Annotated in this window: 20 protein-coding genes and 1 tRNA gene; 17 read left to right on the forward strand and 4 right to left on the reverse strand. The window is 37.9% G+C overall.

Features of this window, described 5'->3' with window-relative positions; all coding sequences use genetic code 11:
* Window positions 1-119: 119 nt before the first annotated feature.
* From RMB06_RS04875 to RMB06_RS04935, 13 genes are all read left to right on the forward strand, one after another.
* Window positions 120-1,496: a Do family serine endopeptidase gene (locus RMB06_RS04875; RefSeq protein ID WP_017399257.1), complete on the forward strand. Its 1,377-nt coding sequence runs from the start codon at window positions 120-122 to the stop codon at window positions 1,494-1,496.
* A 123-nt stretch (window positions 1,497-1,619) separates the two neighbouring features.
* A complete protein-coding gene (locus tag RMB06_RS04880) occupies window positions 1,620-2,072 on the forward strand; it encodes a thioesterase family protein (RefSeq protein WP_005073148.1) in 453 nt (150 codons plus the stop codon).
* 64 nt (window positions 2,073-2,136) lie between these two features.
* Complete coding sequence (locus tag RMB06_RS04885; RefSeq protein ID WP_311078606.1) at window positions 2,137-2,643, forward strand: GNAT family N-acetyltransferase; 507 nt, start codon at window positions 2,137-2,139, stop codon at window positions 2,641-2,643.
* Between the two features lie 183 nt (window positions 2,644-2,826).
* Window positions 2,827-4,644 carry a translation elongation factor 4 gene (lepA, locus tag RMB06_RS04890; RefSeq protein WP_016140290.1) on the forward strand — a complete coding sequence of 606 codons (1,818 nt, stop codon included), beginning with the start codon at window positions 2,827-2,829 and terminating at the stop codon, window positions 4,642-4,644.
* Between the two features lie 75 nt (window positions 4,645-4,719).
* Window positions 4,720-5,547: a signal peptidase I gene (gene lepB, locus RMB06_RS04895; protein ID WP_005067825.1), complete on the forward strand. Its 828-nt coding sequence runs from the start codon at window positions 4,720-4,722 to the stop codon at window positions 5,545-5,547.
* A 24-nt stretch (window positions 5,548-5,571) separates the two neighbouring features.
* Window positions 5,572-5,946: a DUF4845 domain-containing protein gene (locus tag RMB06_RS04900; protein ID WP_017480576.1), complete on the forward strand. Its 375-nt coding sequence runs from the start codon at window positions 5,572-5,574 to the stop codon at window positions 5,944-5,946.
* The gene (rnc, locus tag RMB06_RS04905) at window positions 5,918-6,610 is read left to right on the forward strand and encodes a ribonuclease III (RefSeq protein ID WP_005067830.1); all 693 of its coding nucleotides are present in this window, start codon (window positions 5,918-5,920) and stop codon (window positions 6,608-6,610) included. The genes RMB06_RS04900 and rnc overlap by 29 nt, the downstream gene beginning before the upstream one ends.
* An 11-nt stretch (window positions 6,611-6,621) precedes the next feature.
* Window positions 6,622-7,644 (forward strand): GTPase Era, encoded by a 1,023-nt coding sequence (gene era, locus RMB06_RS04910; protein WP_079381034.1) that lies wholly within the window; start codon window positions 6,622-6,624, stop codon window positions 7,642-7,644.
* Between the two features lie 17 nt (window positions 7,645-7,661).
* Window positions 7,662-7,862: an NF038104 family lipoprotein gene (locus RMB06_RS04915; protein WP_311078612.1), complete on the forward strand. Its 201-nt coding sequence runs from the start codon at window positions 7,662-7,664 to the stop codon at window positions 7,860-7,862.
* Window positions 7,863-7,871: 9 nt separating this feature from the next.
* A complete protein-coding gene (locus RMB06_RS04920) occupies window positions 7,872-8,585 on the forward strand; it encodes a DNA repair protein RecO (protein ID WP_016140294.1) in 714 nt (237 codons plus the stop codon).
* A gap of 13 nt (window positions 8,586-8,598) precedes the next feature.
* Window positions 8,599-9,324 (forward strand): pyridoxine 5'-phosphate synthase, encoded by a 726-nt coding sequence (gene pdxJ / locus RMB06_RS04925; RefSeq protein ID WP_311078613.1) that lies wholly within the window; start codon window positions 8,599-8,601, stop codon window positions 9,322-9,324.
* A 6-nt stretch (window positions 9,325-9,330) separates the two neighbouring features.
* Complete coding sequence (locus tag RMB06_RS04930; RefSeq protein ID WP_311078615.1) at window positions 9,331-9,975, forward strand: tRNA-(ms[2]io[6]A)-hydroxylase; 645 nt, start codon at window positions 9,331-9,333, stop codon at window positions 9,973-9,975.
* Window positions 9,976-10,249: 274 nt separating this feature from the next.
* Complete coding sequence (locus tag RMB06_RS04935) at window positions 10,250-11,008, forward strand: SDR family oxidoreductase (protein WP_044100363.1); 759 nt, start codon at window positions 10,250-10,252, stop codon at window positions 11,006-11,008.
* A 167-nt stretch (window positions 11,009-11,175) separates the two neighbouring features.
* On the opposite strand, the gene RMB06_RS04940 is transcribed toward RMB06_RS04935, so the two are convergent.
* Window positions 11,176-11,251: transfer RNA gene (locus tag RMB06_RS04940), tRNA-Asn, on the reverse strand.
* A gap of 46 nt (window positions 11,252-11,297) precedes the next feature.
* Between RMB06_RS04940 and RMB06_RS04945 the strand changes: the two genes are divergently transcribed.
* Together RMB06_RS04945 and RMB06_RS04950 are read left to right on the forward strand one after the other, a co-directional pair.
* Window positions 11,298-11,444: a hypothetical protein gene (locus RMB06_RS04945; protein ID WP_082188649.1), complete on the forward strand. Its 147-nt coding sequence runs from the start codon at window positions 11,298-11,300 to the stop codon at window positions 11,442-11,444.
* A 41-nt stretch (window positions 11,445-11,485) separates the two neighbouring features.
* The gene (locus RMB06_RS04950) at window positions 11,486-11,917 is read left to right on the forward strand and encodes a hypothetical protein (protein WP_017386246.1); all 432 of its coding nucleotides are present in this window, start codon (window positions 11,486-11,488) and stop codon (window positions 11,915-11,917) included.
* A gap of 15 nt (window positions 11,918-11,932) precedes the next feature.
* Here RMB06_RS04950 and RMB06_RS04955 read toward each other — a convergent pair whose 3' ends face one another.
* Entirely contained in the window at window positions 11,933-12,370 is a 438-nt protein-coding gene (locus RMB06_RS04955; RefSeq protein ID WP_311078618.1) for a PaaI family thioesterase, read from the reverse strand.
* A gap of 238 nt (window positions 12,371-12,608) precedes the next feature.
* Here RMB06_RS04955 and RMB06_RS04960 point away from each other — a divergent pair, with 238 nt between their 5' ends.
* On the forward strand, window positions 12,609-13,451 hold the full coding sequence (locus tag RMB06_RS04960) for a DMT family transporter (RefSeq protein WP_311078619.1): 843 nt from the start codon (window positions 12,609-12,611) through the stop codon (window positions 13,449-13,451).
* Between the two features lie 54 nt (window positions 13,452-13,505).
* Here the strand turns inward: RMB06_RS04960 and RMB06_RS04965 are convergent, their stop codons facing one another.
* Window positions 13,506-14,741: a pyridoxal phosphate-dependent aminotransferase gene (locus RMB06_RS04965; protein ID WP_002118408.1), complete on the reverse strand. Its 1,236-nt coding sequence runs from the start codon at window positions 14,739-14,741 to the stop codon at window positions 13,506-13,508.
* A gap of 208 nt (window positions 14,742-14,949) precedes the next feature.
* On the opposite strand from RMB06_RS04965, the gene RMB06_RS04970 reads away from it, so the two are divergent.
* Window positions 14,950-15,129, forward strand: coding sequence for a hypothetical protein (locus RMB06_RS04970; protein WP_002118942.1), 180 nt, complete (start codon window positions 14,950-14,952; stop codon window positions 15,127-15,129).
* A gap of 29 nt (window positions 15,130-15,158) precedes the next feature.
* Here the strand turns inward: RMB06_RS04970 and RMB06_RS04975 are convergent, their stop codons facing one another.
* Window positions 15,159-16,598 carry a sensor domain-containing diguanylate cyclase gene (locus tag RMB06_RS04975; protein WP_311078621.1) on the reverse strand — a complete coding sequence of 480 codons (1,440 nt, stop codon included), beginning with the start codon at window positions 16,596-16,598 and terminating at the stop codon, window positions 15,159-15,161.
* Between the last annotated feature and the right edge of the window lie 141 nt (window positions 16,599-16,739).

Raw genomic sequence — 16,739 nt, forward strand, 5'->3', positions numbered from 1 at the left:
GTAAAATAATCCTTGTGATGACGTATTACAAATAAACATATTGTTACGCACAACCTCAAAGCGTTGTGATACAACAGTTTTATTCTTATTCTCGTAGACCAATTGTGGGTGAGCACCGAATGAAATCTCGCTATTTACAACAAGGAATGTATGCAGCGGTATTTACAGTTGCTGCTGTTCAAGCAAATGCTGCTGTTGATTTTTCAAATCTTGTTGAACAAGTTAGTCCAGCAGTCGTGAGTGTAAATGTCGTAAAAAAAATGACTCAGGATGAACTGTTGCAGCAGCAAGTTCCTGAAATTTTAAAACGTTTCTTTGGCAATCAGGTCATCATTCCACAGCAACAAGGTCCACAAGAAAAGACAGCTTACGGAAGTGCATTTTTCATTAGTAAAGATGGTTACCTACTTACTAACCACCATGTGATTGAAAATGCCTCTCGTATCAGCATCACTCTAAATGACCGCCGTGAAATTGATGCAACCGTGGTGGGTAGTGATGAGCGTACAGACGTTGCTTTGTTAAAAGTAAATGGAACTAACTATCCAGCTTTACGAGTAGGAAATGTTGACCGTTTACGTGTCGGAGAACCTGTTTTAGCTATTGGTTCGCCGTTTGGCTTTGACTACTCTGCGTCGGCCGGTATTGTGAGTGCAAAATCACGAAACATGAGCGGTGAAACTTCGGTGCCGTTTATTCAAACTGATGTGGCTTTAAACCCAGGTAACTCTGGTGGTCCATTATTTAATCAAAATGGTGAAGTGGTCGGGGTAAATTCTCGAATATTTAGTGGTACTGGCGGTTATATGGGCTTGTCTTTCTCTATTCCGATTGACGTAGCTATGGATGTTGCAGACCAGCTCAAAACAAAAGGTAAAGTAACACGCTCCTACCTAGGGGTGATGATGCAAGATATTGACCGAAACCTTGCTGATGCGTACAAATTACCAAAACCTGAAGGTGCTTTAATTACTCAAATTTCTCCGAACTCACCTGCACAAAAAGCAGGGCTAAGAGCGGGCGACGTGATTTTAAAATTAAATGGTGCGCCTGTACTTCGTACGAGTGATTTACTGTATGCATTAAACAAAGTACAGCCAAATCAAACCGTTCAGTTTGAAGTATTACGTGATGATAAAACACGCAATATTTCAGCGACCTTAACAACTGCACCAGATGAAACGCCTGCCACTGGTACAAAAGGTGCTGCATCTAAAGGGCCAGTTCTAGGCATGAGTATTCGTGATTTAGCTGAACCGGAAAAAAATGCGTTGAGCGTGAAAGGCGGTATTTATGTACAAGATGTTCGCCGTGGTGGTTTAGCGTCACTGTCAAATATCATTCCGGGTGATGTGATTACTCAAGTCAATAATAACCAGATTTTAAATAGTCAGGATTTTGCAAAAGTTGTTTCTAACTTGCCGAAAAATACCGTAGCACGTGTTGCTATTATTCGTCAGGGACAGCGTGCGATGCTTGGTTTGCGTATTCAATAATACTCAATCCAATCAATAAACCACCCTGAAAATGGGTGGTTTTTGTTATTTATCTTGAGCGTTTAGCGATATCTACCTACACTTATTTCAGTTTTAAGGTTAATAAAATAAGAGTGTTCATTTGTGAGTAGTATTTTTGATTTACATATTCAGGTGCAGCCACATCACATTGATGCGTTAGGGCATGTAAATAACGTAATGTATGTTCAATGGATGCAGGATGTAGCTGCTGCTCATGTTGAAACTTTGGGAGTAGGGGTAACGAAGTATCTTGAGTTAAAACACGCAATGGTCGCGGTTGAGCATCATGTGCAATATCGTAAAGCTGCATTTGAAGGCGAACAAATTGTGTTACGTACATGGTTAGATGACATTAATGCACTTTATTCATTCCGCCAATATGTGTTTTTTCGTCCATCAGATCAGGCCGTATTATTTGTTGGAAATACCAAATGGGCATGTATTGAAATTGCTACAGGACGTCCAAAACGAATGTCACCAACTTTTACCCATGCATATAAGCCGCTTGACTCAAGCATAAACCCTTACGATTTTACCGTTTCGTATGATAAGTAAGTAAAAAAGAGAGGCTGGAATTTGAAGAACTTATTTTCCATAGAAACCGATCGATTAATCTTAAGTGACCTTACAGAAGCTGATAAAAATTTTATCTTTGAATTATTTTTCAAATTCAAGCGTACTCAAATTTTATGATTTAAAAGCCTTTACTTTATTGGAAGAAGCTGAGGCTTTAATTGAAAAAATGCATAAAAAATGGAATCAACAGCTAGGTTTTAGGCATGCTATTCGTCTTAAAAAAGATGGAACTATGTTGGGAACATGTGGGGTAAATACTATCAAACAAATTGGTGATGATTTTGCGGTTGTCATTGGTTATGAACTTCATCCTAATGCATGGGGTAAGGGATATATGCAAGAGGCTCTTGTAGGGCTCATTCAGTATTTGAAACAAAGCAGATTATTCCAAAAACAAATAAAATATGTTTGGGCTGAAATATTTGAACAGAACATTAGATCTCAACAGGTCGTGCAGAAACTTGGATTTGAGTTAATTGGGGTTATAGCTAATGAAACTGGCAATAATTTATCTGCAAGCCTAATTAAGTTCGAGTTAAAACTGTTCTGATTTAGAGGCTTTTCAACGAGAAATAGTTTGTTATATTGAGAAGTTTAAAAAGCTTTTTTAAAAGAAAGAATTTATATCTTTTTCATATCGGCAATCTGTTATAATCTCACGCAATTTATTTAACCGCTTTGGCTGTGTATTAAAACAAGCTACATAGCACTCTATATTTTCTCAAGGTAACCCATGGCGCAAGCTAAAAAATCCGTCGATATCAAAAATATACGAAATTTCTCGATTATTGCCCACATTGACCATGGTAAGTCTACATTGGCTGACCGTTTTATTCAGATGTGTGGTGGTCTACAAGATCGTGAAATGCAAGCTCAAGTCTTAGACTCAATGGAGCTTGAGCGTGAACGTGGGATTACCATTAAAGCCGCTTCTGTCACGCTGTATTACACCCATCCAAATGGTCAGGAATACCAACTTAACTTTATTGATACGCCAGGGCACGTTGACTTCTCCTATGAAGTTTCTCGTTCATTAGCTGCATGTGAAGGTGCGCTACTGGTTGTAGATGCTGCACAAGGCGTTGAAGCTCAATCAGTTGCAAACTGTTATACAGCAATTGAACAAGGTCTAGAAGTTCTTCCTATTCTAAATAAAATTGATTTACCACAGGCTGAACCTGAACGTGTAATTCATGAAATTGAAGAAATTATCGGGATTGAAGCGACAGATGCACCAACCTGTTCAGCAAAAACTGGTTTAGGTGTTGAAGGTGTACTCGAGCGTTTAGTCGATGTTATTCCGGCGCCAGAAGGTGATCGTGAAGCACCATTACAAGCATTAATTATCGACTCATGGTTTGATAACTACTTAGGCGTAGTTTCTCTTGTTCGTATTAAACAAGGTCGTATCCGCAAGGGCGACAAAATGTTGGTTAAATCGACAGGACAAACTCATCCGGTCACTTCTGTAGGTGTATTTAATCCTAAGCATACTGAAACAGATATTCTTGAAGCTGGTGAAGTAGGTTTTGTTATCGCGGGTATTAAAGATATTTTTGGCGCGCCAGTAGGTGACACTATTACACTTGCGTCTACACCGGAAGTCACAACTTTACCTGGTTTCAAAAAGGTTAAACCGCAGGTATATGCTGGTCTTTTCCCGATTGATGCGAGTGACTTCGAACCATTCCGTGAAGCACTACAAAAATTACAGATCAATGACTCGGCTTTATTCTTTGAACCAGAAAGTTCAGATGCTTTAGGCTTCGGTTTCCGTTGTGGCTTCTTAGGTATGCTACATATGGAAATTGTACAAGAGCGTTTAGAGCGTGAATACGATCTTGACCTCATCAGTTCTGCACCTACTGTAATTTATGAAGCATTAACCAAGAAAGGCGAAACGATTTACATCGATAGTCCATCAAAAATGCCGGATGGATCGACTGTAGAAGATTTGCGTGAACCAATTGCTGAATGTCATATCCTTGTTCCTCAAGAATACTTAGGGAACGTAATGACGCTCTGTATCGAACGTCGTGGTGTACAAAAAGATATGAAATTCTTGGGTAACCAAGTTTCTATTACTTTTGAAATCCCGATGGCTGAAGTCGTTATGGATTTCTTTGACAGATTAAAGTCATGCTCTCGTGGCTTTGCATCTTTAGACTATAACTTTGTACGTTTTGAAAGTTCAGCTTTAGTTAAGGTTGATGTGTTAATTAATAGCGAAAAGGTTGATGCCTTGGCTATGATTTGTCACCGTAATGATGCACGCCATCGTGGTATTGCATTGGTTGAGAAAATGAAAGACTTAATTCCTCGCCAAATGTTCGATGTTGCTATTCAGGCAGCAATCGGTGCGCAAATTATTGCCCGTTCTACCGTAAAAGCGATGCGTAAAAACGTATTGGCAAAATGTTATGGTGGTGACGTTTCGCGTAAGAAAAAACTACTTTCTAAACAAAAAGAAGGTAAGAAACGTATGAAACAAGTGGGAAGCGTTGAAATTCCACAAGAAGCGTTCTTGGCTGTATTGAAAGTAGAAAGATAAGAAATGAGGGTGGGGAAAGTGAATAATTTCCTTTCCCCACTGTAATACAAGCAGCGAGGCTGCGAGTGAGGTCATGTGGATTTTGATTTTAATTTAATTCTTGTTCCAGTTACGCTGATTCTATTTGCAGTGTGGTTGTTAGATAAACTTGTATTAAAACAGCGTGCAAATAAAGGACGCGGGAACGAAAATTTTGTCATTACATGGGCCTATGACTTTTGGCCAGTTTTAGCTGTAGTACTTGTACTTCGTTCATTTCTTTATGAACCATTTAATATTCCGTCGGATTCTATGGTGCCAACTCTAGAAACTGGTGATTTTATTTTGGTGAATAAATTTGATTATGGTGTACGTTTACCTATTGTTAATAAAAAAATTATTGATGTTGGTGAACCAAAGCGTGGTGATGTAATTGTATTCCGTTATCCACCTCAACCAACAATTAGCTATATTAAACGTGTAATTGGTTTACCTGGTGATCATATTGTTTATGACCATGGGCAATTGATTATTAATGGGCAAAAAGTACCGAAAGTATTAACACAGTTCAGTCGTGAAAAAGATGTGATGGATACACCAACGTCTATTTATCATAAAGAGACGATTGGTGAGCATACCTTTACGATGCGTGAGCTTGAAGGCGTAAATGTGGCGCGCCAAGCACCGTTTATCAACTATGTTGAAAATGGTAAATATGCGAACCAAGACGGTTTATATTGGGAAGTGACTGTACCAAAAGGACATTACTTTGCAATGGGGGATAACCGAGATCAAAGTGCAGACAGTCGTTTCTGGGGTTTCGTTCCTGAAGAAAACTTAACAGGACGAGCATTCTACGTGTGGATGCATAAAGAACCGGGTTTACACCTTCCTAACTTTAGCCGAAATGGAAAAATAGATTAAAAACAACCATTAGGAAAAAAAGAAATGCGTAAGGCACAACAGGGTACTTCGTATTTAGCAATTTTATTTGGGGTGGTTATATTTGCGATTGCAGTAAAAGCTGTACTTGCAGTTTGGCCAGCATATTGGGATGATCGGCTGATTAATAATCAGATAGAAGAGCTTTTACAAGAAAGCTCTTCTGAGATCACACCACAAAAGTTTGTAGCACAAATGGATCAGCGACTCGAAATGAACAATATTCGTGATCTCCATTTTAAAGAGATCGCTCAAGTGTTTAATCAGTCAGGTCTAACGGTCAAAAAGAAATATGAAGTAAGAAAACCTTTCTTATTTAATATTGATTTAGTTTTAACATTTGAGAAGAGTTTTGATAAAACATCAGTTCAAACTAAGTGATCCTCGCTTACTGAGTCGAATCGGATATCAATTTAAGCAGCTTGAATTGTTACAGTTAGCTTTGACTCATCGTTCTGTGAGTCACAAATACAATTACGAGCGCTTAGAGTTTCTCGGCGATTCATTATTAGGTATGATAATCGCCAATTATCTATATCATGCCTATCCAAATGAAAATGAAGGTCGTCTCACGCGTATGCGTGCGACCTTAGTTCGCCAAGAAGCGCTAGGTAAGATTGCAACCGATTTGCAACTTAGTCGGTGTTTAATATTAAGTACAGGCGAGTTGAAATCTGGTGGTCATCATCGTGAGTCAATATTAGCCGATACGGTAGAAGCGATTATTGGTGCAATTTATCTTGATAGTGGTGATCTCAACTTACTTAAAGATATTGTGCTAAAATGGTACATACCCTATTTAGACCATATAGAACCTACGGATCAACTCAAAGATCCGAAATCACGTTTACAAGAGTATCTACAAGCACGTAAAAAACCTCTCCCTGTTTACGAGGTTGTAGATATTCAGGGTGATGCACCTCATCAGCACTTTAAAGTGGAATGTGTGGTAGATGGTTTACCGAAGATTTATGGTGAGGGTTCAAGTCGTCGTTTTGCCGAGCAGGCAGCAGCGGCGGAAATTTTAAAGTTATTGGAGCAATAACCTGCATGTCGATGCATTCTGATCAAATCAATCCAGATTCAAATGAAAACCAAGATCCTAATAATCTGATTGATCAATTTTTTAGTTCCAAAGGCGTAACAATCCCTTCGGATTTTAAGAGCGGATTTGTGGCAATTGTGGGACGTCCAAATGTGGGTAAATCTACCCTCATGAACCATTTATTGGGTCAAAAACTTTCTATTACCTCGCGTAAACCTCAAACAACACGTCATAAAATTATTGGTATTGATTCGCGCGAAAAGATGCAGGCGGTATATGTAGATACCCCAGGTATGCATAAAAAAGAAGTGCGTGCTATTAATAAAATGATGAACCGTGCTGCTCATTCTGCATTACGTGACGTTAACTTAGTTTTATTCGTTATCGATGCTTATAAGTGGACTCAAAACGACGATTTAGTGCTTGAAAAACTCAAGAACGCTGAAATGCCGGTTATTTTGGTCATTAATAAGGCGGACACTTTTGAAGATAAAAGAGAGATTCTTCCTCTCATTCAAGAACGTGCCAAACTTATGAATTTTGCTGAGATTGTTCCTGTTTCTGCTTTGCGTGGTGCAAACTTAGAACACTTGAGTGAAACGATTGAGAAATACCTTCCTTATCAACCACCATTGTATTCATTTGATCAGATTACTGACCGCTCTGAACGCTTCCTGGCAAGTGAAATTATTCGCGAAAAAATCATGCGTCAGTTGGGTGAAGAGCTTCCTTATGATTTAACAGTACAAATTGAATCTTTCAAAACAGAAGAAGCAACTGTTAATGAAAAAACTGGTCGTTTAAAACCAGCTTGTACCTATATCGATGCAACGATTTTTGTAGACCGCGCTGGTCAAAAAGCCATTGTGATTGGTGAAAAAGGTGCCAAGCTTAAAACGATTGGTATGGATGCTCGTAAAGACATGGAAAAAATGTTTGAGCAAAAAATTATGCTCACACTTTGGGTAAAAGTGAAGGGTGGCTGGTCTGATGATGAGCGTGCTCTGAAAAGCTTAGGATATAGTGATATCTAAAGGATAAGGATGCTGGTATGAAAACAATTACATCATTAATCGCTATAGTTGGATGTACATTGATGTTACAAGGTTGTGTATATAAGCTTGTAACCGTACCAGTAGGTATCGCCTATAAAACTACTAAAGGTGTAGTTAAAGGTACAGCAGCTGTTGTAGGTGCTGTTATTCCTGACGGTGATGAGGATGATAAAAAAGAAAAAGAATCTGAGGAATAGATTCTTTTTATGATGCGCAATGAAGTCCTCCATGGATATATGATTCATCACCGTAAGTACCGTGAAAAAAGTCATATTGTGCATCTTTTTACTCAGGAATATGGGCGAGTTGATGGTATTTTAAGACAGACTCCGCCCCCTCAATATCAACCTATTCGACTGCAAGCCACAGGTAAAAGTGAACTCAAAAATTTTACTAAGCTGGAAATATTAAATCAGCCTGTTTTCTTTTTTGGTGATGCTTTTTTTGCCGGATTTTATTTAAATGAAATTGTTCTTCGACTTTGCCCATTAGAAGAGGCAATGCCACAAACTTTTGAGCAATATCAATTAACTTTGCTTCAATTACAGCAATTATCTTCCCACGAAAATCCTGATCTTTTTCTGAGACAGATTTTGCGCCAGTTCGAACATGTTTTGCTTCCTGAGCTGGGTTACGCGATTGATTTCTCAATTGATACTCAACAACAGCCAATACAGGCTCACCAGTTTTATCAATTTCAGGTGACTGAAGGTTTTGCGCCCGTTGTTCAGGCAAGCCGTTCTTCATTGTCAGGTAAAGCAATTTTATCTATGTTGGATTATGAGCAAGGTCAGGATTTTTCTCACGAACAATTGCAATTATTAGGTAAACTATACCGTCAAATGATTACATCGCTTTTAGGAGATCGTCCCCTAAAAAGTCGACAATTGTGGATTCAAAATACTCAAACTCAATCGTAATTAGGATTTATTTATGGCTGCATTGCTTGGTGTAAACATAGACCATGTTGCTACTTTGAGACAGGCGCGCGGTACTACTTATCCAGACCCTGTGGAAGCTGCTCTTATTTGTGAACAAGCTGGTGCAGAGGGGATTACTTTGCATTTGCGTGAAGATCGTCGCCATATTCAAGATGACGATGTACGTCGCATGCGTCCATTATTAAAAACGCGTATGAACCTAGAGTTAGCTGTTACTGATGAAATGGTCGAGTTTGCGAAAGAAATTCAGCCGCAGCACGTATGTTTTGTTCCAGAAAGACGCCAAGAAGTAACAACTGAAGGTGGTTTGGATGTAGTGGGTAACTTTGAAAAAGTTAAAGCTGCAACTCAAACTTTAGCGGCCATTGGTTGCGACGTATCATTATTTATTGATGCTGATTTAGCCCAAATTGATGCAGCAGTTGCGTGTGGCGCACCTACGATTGAGTTGCACACGGGTGCATATGCAGATGCGGAAACGGAGCAAGATCAACAAGCCGAGTTAGAGCGCATTATCAAAGGTGTTGAGTATGCAGCTTCAAAAGGTTTGGTTGTAAATGCAGGTCATGGCCTTAACCTTAAAAATATTGCGCCAATTGCAGCTATTCCACAAATTCATGAATTAAACATTGGTCATTCAATTATTGCTGAAAGTGTTTTTGTAGGTCTGGTTAAAGCTGTTAAAGATATGAAAACAGCGATTCAGGCAGCAGGATAGTTGGTTATGTCGAGTGTCAATTACGATGAATTAATGCAACCTGTGGTGGCCTTTTTAGGATGTCAAACACCAAATGCATGGTTGGATGAGGCAATCAATAATTTAGATATCTTGATGCAAGATCATGCTAATTGTGAAAAGAAAGCTGCTAGTACAGCAATGAACTTAATGTTCCGCTATAGCTTCTTTCCTGACTTACAAGTAAAACTTGCTCAACTTGTACGAGAAGAAATGCTTCACTATGAACAAGTACTTGAGCTTATGGCTAAGCGCGGTCAAGAGTGGACTGGTTTAAGTGCTGGGCGTTATGCAGGTGGGTTGCGTAAAGAGATTCGTACGTATGAGCCAGAAGCTTTAATTGATGTGCTGGTGATTGGTGCATTCGTAGAGGCTCGTTCATGTGAGCGTTTTTATGCACTTGCACCGCGTGTAGATGATGAGTTAGGACGTTATTATCGATACTTGCTTAAGTCAGAATCTCGTCATTTTGAAGACTATCTTGCACTTGCGCTTGATGTGGCGAAAACTGCAAAAATGAAAGATCCTAAAGAGGATATTCAACAGCGAATAAATCATATCCGTGAAGTTGAAAAGAATCTGATTTTAACACCAGATGATACTTTCCGTTTTCATAGTGGTATTCCTGCTTAGTCTTGGATGTCTAAAATAAAAAAAGTTTACCTTTCACGGTAAACTTTTTTATTAGGTGCACATTATCTCTTCGGCAGTAAGCATGTTCTGCTTTTAGTTTTTTAATGCATATAATTATTTAATAAATATATTTTTTCTAGATTTTAATTTCTCTTAAAATTTTTAAAAAAACTTTTATTTTTTTAGGCTAATAATAAATATTGTGTAAATATAAAGGCTGATATGTTCATCATGAGTTCAACTGAAATAGTTGATCATTTCTAAGGATATAAGAATGTTAGCATTAGTTACAGGTGCCTCAGCGGGCTTTGGTTATAGCATTTCAAAAAAGCTGATTGAGTTAGGATATAACGTTATTGGTTGCGGAAGACGAGCAGAAAAACTAGAAGAACTAAAACAAGAACTTGGTGAAAAATTCTACCCATTAGTATTTGACATGACAGATACCGCAGAAAATATAAATAAAGTATTGGTTGATTTACCAGCCGAATTTCAAATCGGTCAAATTGATTTATTGGTGAATAATGCTGGATTGGCATTAGGATTGGAACCCGCAGATAAAGCAGAATTGGATGATTGGTACACGATGATTGATACCAATGTTAAGGGGCTTGTTACGATTACCCGATTAATTTTGCCAAGTATGGTAAAGAAAAAATCAGGTTTGATTATTAATATGGGTTCTATTGCAGGTACATACCCATACCCAGGGGGTAATGTGTATGGGGCAACCAAAGCATTTGTGGAGCAATTTAGTCTAAATCTTCGTGCTGATTTGGCTGGTACAGGTGTGCGCGTAACTAACATTGAACCAGGGTTGTGTGGAGGTACTGAATTTTCTCTTGTGCGTTTTAAAGGTGATGAGAATAAAGTAAACAGTCTATATGATAAAAAGAATCCACTTTTGCCTGAAGATATTGCAAATACGGTAGCTTGGATTGCTTCACAACCGCCACACATTAATATTAATCGTATTGAAATGATGCCGACCACTCAATCTTTTAATCCTTTAAAAGTGGTTGAAGTGGAATAATAATTTGAGAAGAAAATATATTCTTTAGAGTTAGGTTAGAGCGTCAAACTTAATAAAGACTCTAAGAAAAATTAAATCCTCTATGTGCTGATAGGGGATTTTTTATAATTATTGATAAATTTATGGCAAAAAAAAGCCCGCTTTAATGCTGCGGGCTTTTTAGTATTTGGCTCTCCCACCTGGGCTCGAACCAGGGACCTGCGGATTAACAGTCCGTCGCTCTACCGACTGAGCTATGGGAGAATCTGCATGCGATTATAAGGAGATTTTGAGAAGGGTCAAGTCTAAATTGTCATGTTTACTTCATTTTTGTGTCATATGCTTTTTATTTGATCAGTTGAGTGATGGGTTAAGAAATTACTTGCACTTTAAAAAATCAATTGATAGATTCAAAAAAGAACAAGCGTTTGGAGAAATCCAAACAGTGTGGATTTAAACCAACTTGCCAGCACTAAAATGGCTAAATCGGAGATAAGTATGAAAACGCTTACGATTGCTTCTATTTTTTCTAATTTTGATTTCTATCAACACAATTATCTCAATATCTTAAATCAATCAGAATCTTATTACACACTTGTAGAAGGTGCATGGATTAATGCTTATCCTTTCAAAAAGCAGGATTTATATTTAGGCGATTTATTGCAGCTTTGGTTTAGCGCTAAATGGAATGTGCATAATTCACTTAAGATTTTAAAAAGCTCGAAACTACTAAACTCTTCTGAATCTTTATATATTTTTCAATTAGAAGGGGAGTTATTGTTGGGTAAAAATAAAGTTTTAGCTTGGTCTGTAGAGCATCAAGAAATTATAGAACTTCAACTTAAAAATATTTGGGCGCCGTATGTGATTGCACAAACTTGTGAACGTCCAGATAATTCAGATGACTTAATAAAAAAGGCAGCGGTTTAAGGCTGCCTTTAATGATTATGGACGAATAATCATGCAGGTTGCTGTTGCATAGGCATACAGTTTACCTTCCTCATCAATAATCTTTCCTTCAGAAATACCTAAATTTTTACTTAAATTAATAACCTTGCCTGTTGCAATTAAAGCCTGATTTTGGGGAATAGGGCGGCACATTTTTACGTTAAGGTCGATTGTGCCGTAACCTACACCCGCAGGTAACATCGTATGTACTGCACAGCCAGTCACTGAATCTAGGACGGTGGCAGCAAAACCACCATGTACGCCACCGAGTGGATTTAAATGGTTATGATCTGCTTGAGCTTTAAAAGTAACAAATCCTTCTGAAATTTCAGTAGGTTGCATAGGTATTGTTTTACTAATGCTGGCAGGTGGAATATGGCCTTCTATCATTGCTTGTAAAAATTCAAGGCCAGTCATTTCCATCGGATTTTTCATTTTTGGGTCCTTTAATTCTTTAGGTTCTAAAATAGAACTTGATATTAGCCTATTATTAAGTCATCGATAAGTCAATTCTAGAGTTAAAGATTGAACTGATAAGTTGAATCTTAAAAACTTGTCCATTTAATATAAAATTCCTTTATTATAAAAATTGAATTAAATGAGTTGCATAATGAATTAGATAGATAAGAAAGACTTCTTTTACACTATAAGAAATAACAGGAGCATAAGGACAATGCTTTTTAAAATTGCACTCATAATGGCGGCTTTTGCAGCAAATTCTGTATTGTGTCGTTTGGCTTTGGTTAGCCGACATATTGACCCAATGACTTTTAGCCTCATACGAGTAGCAAGTGGTGCGGTTGTTTTATTCGGGCTGTTTTTATATTCAAAATCGTCTCAAATCAAAGTCCAATGGAGTTTAAAAAACGCATTTTTTCTAGCGGTTTATATTTTGGCATTTTCGTATGCTTATCTTCAGATCGACGCTGGTATTGGTGCTCTGTTATTGTTTGGGGCTGTACAGCTGATTATGATGCTTTATGGCTATTGGCAGGGTGATCAGATTGGCATATACCGTGGTATAGGTCTATGTATTGCTTTAGCTGGAATCAGTGTTTTGTTATTACCCGGTACTCATGCGCCTGATTGGGGATATGCTCTAATTATGGTGATATCTGGTTTGGCATGGGCGGGATACAGCATCGCGGGTCGCAATATGACGCAGCCTATTGGTAGTACGTTGGCAAATTTTACGCTAGCTGTGCCAATGGTTTTGTTAGCGAATGTATTACTTGCCCAAGATCGCTACATTGACGTGCAAGGATGGATCTTAGCGATTTTGTCGGGTGGTGTCACTTCAAGCGGGGCTTATGTACTCTGGTATGCGATTTTGAAGCATATTGATAGAGTGACAGCGAGTACAGTACAGCTAAGTGTGCCATGTTTGGCGATTATAGGTGGAAGCCTATTTGTAAATGAGAGTGTGACAGGGCGAGTGATTTTATCGAGTTTTATGGTTTTATTTGGAATTTTATTAGTTATTTATGTAAGACCTCAAAAAGCTAAAAATGCATAAGTGAATGAAAAAAAAGGGTTCTCTCAAGAGAACCCCTTTTATGCAAAATGCAGATTATTTCGCAGCTTTTTCAGCTTCAATTGAAGCGATAGCAGCGTCTACACCTTCAATTGAGTCAGCAGCTTTTTTGATACGAGCTAACGCATCAACGAGTACTTCGTCAGCTGTTGCATATGAAATACGCATAAAACCGCCTAAACCAAATGCATCACCAGGAACAACTGCTACGCCAGTTTCTTCTAGTAACCATTCAGAGAACTCTGTGCAAGATTTTAAGCCTTTTGCACGAATAAGAGGACGAATGTTTGCATAGGCATAGAAAGCGCCATCAGCAGGTAAGCAAGAGATACCTTTAATATCATTTAAGCCATTTACAACTAAGTCATGACGGCGTTTAAACGCTTCAATCATAGGTTGTAAAACGTCTTGTGGACCATTCAATGCAGCTTCAGCAGCAACTTGCGAAATAGAAGTTGGGTTAGAAGTTGACTGTGATTGGATCTTTTTCATTGCACCAATGATTTTTGCTGGACCAGCTGCATAGCCAATACGCCAACCTGTCATTGCATATGCTTTAGAAACACCGTTTAGAACAATTGTGCGGTCATATAAATCTGGAGCAACAGTTGCGATGTTGTAGAACTCGTCTTCCCAACGAATCGGTTCATACATATCGTCAGATGCAACAAATACTTGTGGATGACGACGTAATACTTCAGCTAAAGCTTCTAATTCAGCTTTGCTATAAATCATACCTGTTGGGTTAGATGGACTGTTTAATACAACTAAACGAGTGTTAGGTGTAATTGCAGCTTCTAATTGTTCAGGAGTGATTTTGAAGCGTTGGTCTTCGCCACATTTCACAATGACTGGAGTACCTTCAGCAATAATGACCATATCTGGATAGCTTACCCAGAAAGGTGCTGGAATGATAACTTCATCGCCTTTGTTTAATAGAGCAAGTGCCAAGTTAAAGAAGCTTTGCTTACCACCACAAGAAACCAAAATCTGGTTCGCTTGATAATCAAGATTATTATCACGCTTAAACTTAGCAATAATTGCTTTTTTTAACCCAGGAGTACCATCTACAGCCGTATATTTGGTGAAACCATTATTAATCGCTTCAATTGCAGCATCTTTGATGTGTTGAGGGGTATCAAAATCTGGCTCGCCAGCACCTAAACCAATCACGTTCTTGCCAGCAGCTTTAAGTTCAGCAGCTTTGTTTGTTACAGCAAGTGTAGGGGACGGTTTGATAGCATTGACACGATCAGAAAGACGTACGTCCACGGCAATATTCCTCTTATGGGATTAAAAAATAAAAAGCATACTATCTTATCGCAAAAATTAAGCAATTTGCGGATACGGGTATTTTTAGATGTAAAAAAGTTTAATTTAAGAAGATTCTTGTTGCTGTTTTACTCAATTGAAGCTTTTTTGAAAAGAAATGATAAAAATCATTTATAATAGGTCGCAATCGAAATTTCGAGAATGAATCATGACTGAGCAACAGCCAAAACAGAAAAAGGCTTTGGTGAAATTGCCATTCCCAATGCCGAATGAAAGCAATCAAGCAGATGATGCGGTACACAACCAAGTGCGTCCAAAACCAGAGCAATACGCGGATAGAACATGGATGCCTCCACGTGGCACACGTCGTTCTATGGGAAAACGCTAATTTTGAAAAACAGGCAATATGCCTGTTTTTTATTGATTGAATAAAATTTCTTGATAATAACTTTTTTTCTTTTGGTACATGTGATGGTCTGCTCGTTTTAACATGTCCTCAATTTGTTCATTTGTTTGAGTGGTTGCATGTCCAATTGCAATACTTACTGGATGGCTTGAATAGTATTGATTGTCGATATTAAAAAGCTCCTGAATCGTTTGAAGCATAATTTGAACGTTCGCTTCATCTGCGCCTGGCATTAAGATCACGAATTCATCACCACCGATTCTGGATGCAGTATATGCTGTATTTGAAATAGCCTGACTTAAAATATTTCCAACACGGCGTAATAAACCATCTCCAATATCATGCCCAAACTGGTCATTTGTTTCTTTTAAACCGTTCATATCTAAAAAAATTGAAGAAACTGGTCGAATAATACTTCGGTTTAAGCGATTAAGTTCCTCTGTAAAAAAAGCACGGTTATATAGTTTAGTCAGAACATCGTGTTGCCCTAAATATTCAAGATAGTTTTCCGCTTTTTTCCGGGCAGTAATATCTGTCAGCGCAACTTGCACTAATCCCCAAGTATCTTCATATCCCGGAAAAACGGTAAATTGAAGCAAGACATTTCTTATTTGGCCATCTAAAGCGTAGTTAACGGCTTCACGTTTATGATGGATATTACCTTGCCATAACTCGATGAGTTGTTCTCGAAAGGTTTCAACCATTTCTTCAGCAAAAATCTTGTGTGTATTTCTTAAAAGTGTCGACTTATCAGGAGCTTTAAATAAATCTATCGTGGCCTGATTAACATCTAAAATTAAAATATCCTCTACACACTGGCGGACAAACTCAGGATGAACATCTAGAAAAGTTCTAAAATCTTCAATTCCCAATAGCCTAAGTTGATCAATTCTATTTTTTATACGGCTGAAATCCTCGACCCACAACGAAGTAGGCGAGTAGATAAACATAGATTCAGCCAGTCGACGATTTTTTTCTTCCTGACGGAGTGCATTTTGATAGGGGGTAATATCTTCGGTAGTAATTAGTACCCGCTCAAAATTAGATTCAGAACCAGGTAAAATAGACCCTCTTAACTGAACATCAATACGTTTGCCTGATAAGGTGTAATTCACAGTAGTGCTTGAAAAATGGGTTTTACCATTCCATAACGCTTCAAGCTCATAAATATGTGATTCGAACATTTCCTTTTTAAAAATGAGATTCAAATTTGAATATAGTTCTTCGTGTGTTGTTGCTTCAAAAAGTTCTAAAGTTTTTTGGTTAACACGAATAATTTTAATTTTATGAGCGCATTCGATAACTAAGTGTTTATTTTGATTTAAAAATTCATGAAGGTTTTCAATTCCTTGCTTTCTCCATAAATCAAATTGTTGTTTAACTTCACTGAAATCCTCAATCCACATCGGAATTGGGCTAAGGTCAAAAATCGAAGAATCTAAAGTTTCCATATGTTTCTTTAAGTATTCAGTTTGTCTTAAAGTATAATGAGAAAAATTAAGATTTGGGAGGATAAAGAGTTTAAATATATTAGAATAATTAAAAATAAAAGGATTAAATGTAATTAAAAATAAAATAATGAGAAAGCAGAG

The organism is Acinetobacter sp. V104_13 (assembly GCF_031798995.1).
Taxonomy (GTDB): Bacteria; Pseudomonadota; Gammaproteobacteria; order Pseudomonadales; family Moraxellaceae; genus Acinetobacter; species Acinetobacter pittii.

Excerpts from the sequence above, each read along its gene's own strand:
- RMB06_RS04875 (WP_017399257.1), top strand. The coding sequence starts at position 120 with ATGAAATCTCGCTATTTACAACAAGGAATGTATGCAGCGGTATTTACA.
- lepA (WP_016140290.1), top strand. The coding sequence starts at position 2,827 with ATGGCGCAAGCTAAAAAATCCGTCGATATCAAAAATATACGAAATTTC.
- RMB06_RS04900 (WP_017480576.1), top strand. The coding sequence starts at position 5,572 with ATGCGTAAGGCACAACAGGGTACTTCGTATTTAGCAATTTTATTTGGG.
- era (WP_079381034.1), top strand. The coding sequence starts at position 6,622 with ATGCATTCTGATCAAATCAATCCAGATTCAAATGAAAACCAAGATCCT.
- RMB06_RS04915 (WP_311078612.1), top strand. The coding sequence starts at position 7,662 with ATGAAAACAATTACATCATTAATCGCTATAGTTGGATGTACATTGATG.
- RMB06_RS04920 (WP_016140294.1), top strand. The coding sequence starts at position 7,872 with ATGATGCGCAATGAAGTCCTCCATGGATATATGATTCATCACCGTAAG.
- pdxJ (WP_311078613.1), top strand. The coding sequence starts at position 8,599 with ATGGCTGCATTGCTTGGTGTAAACATAGACCATGTTGCTACTTTGAGA.
- RMB06_RS04930 (WP_311078615.1), top strand. The coding sequence starts at position 9,331 with ATGTCGAGTGTCAATTACGATGAATTAATGCAACCTGTGGTGGCCTTT.
- RMB06_RS04935 (WP_044100363.1), top strand. The coding sequence starts at position 10,250 with ATGTTAGCATTAGTTACAGGTGCCTCAGCGGGCTTTGGTTATAGCATT.
- RMB06_RS04950 (WP_017386246.1), top strand. The coding sequence starts at position 11,486 with ATGAAAACGCTTACGATTGCTTCTATTTTTTCTAATTTTGATTTCTAT.
- RMB06_RS04955 (WP_311078618.1), bottom strand. The coding sequence starts at position 12,370 with ATGAAAAATCCGATGGAAATGACTGGCCTTGAATTTTTACAAGCAATG.
- RMB06_RS04960 (WP_311078619.1), top strand. The coding sequence starts at position 12,609 with ATGCTTTTTAAAATTGCACTCATAATGGCGGCTTTTGCAGCAAATTCT.
- RMB06_RS04970 (WP_002118942.1), top strand. The coding sequence starts at position 14,950 with ATGACTGAGCAACAGCCAAAACAGAAAAAGGCTTTGGTGAAATTGCCA.
- RMB06_RS04975 (WP_311078621.1), bottom strand. The coding sequence starts at position 16,598 with ATGGAAACTTTAGATTCTTCGATTTTTGACCTTAGCCCAATTCCGATG.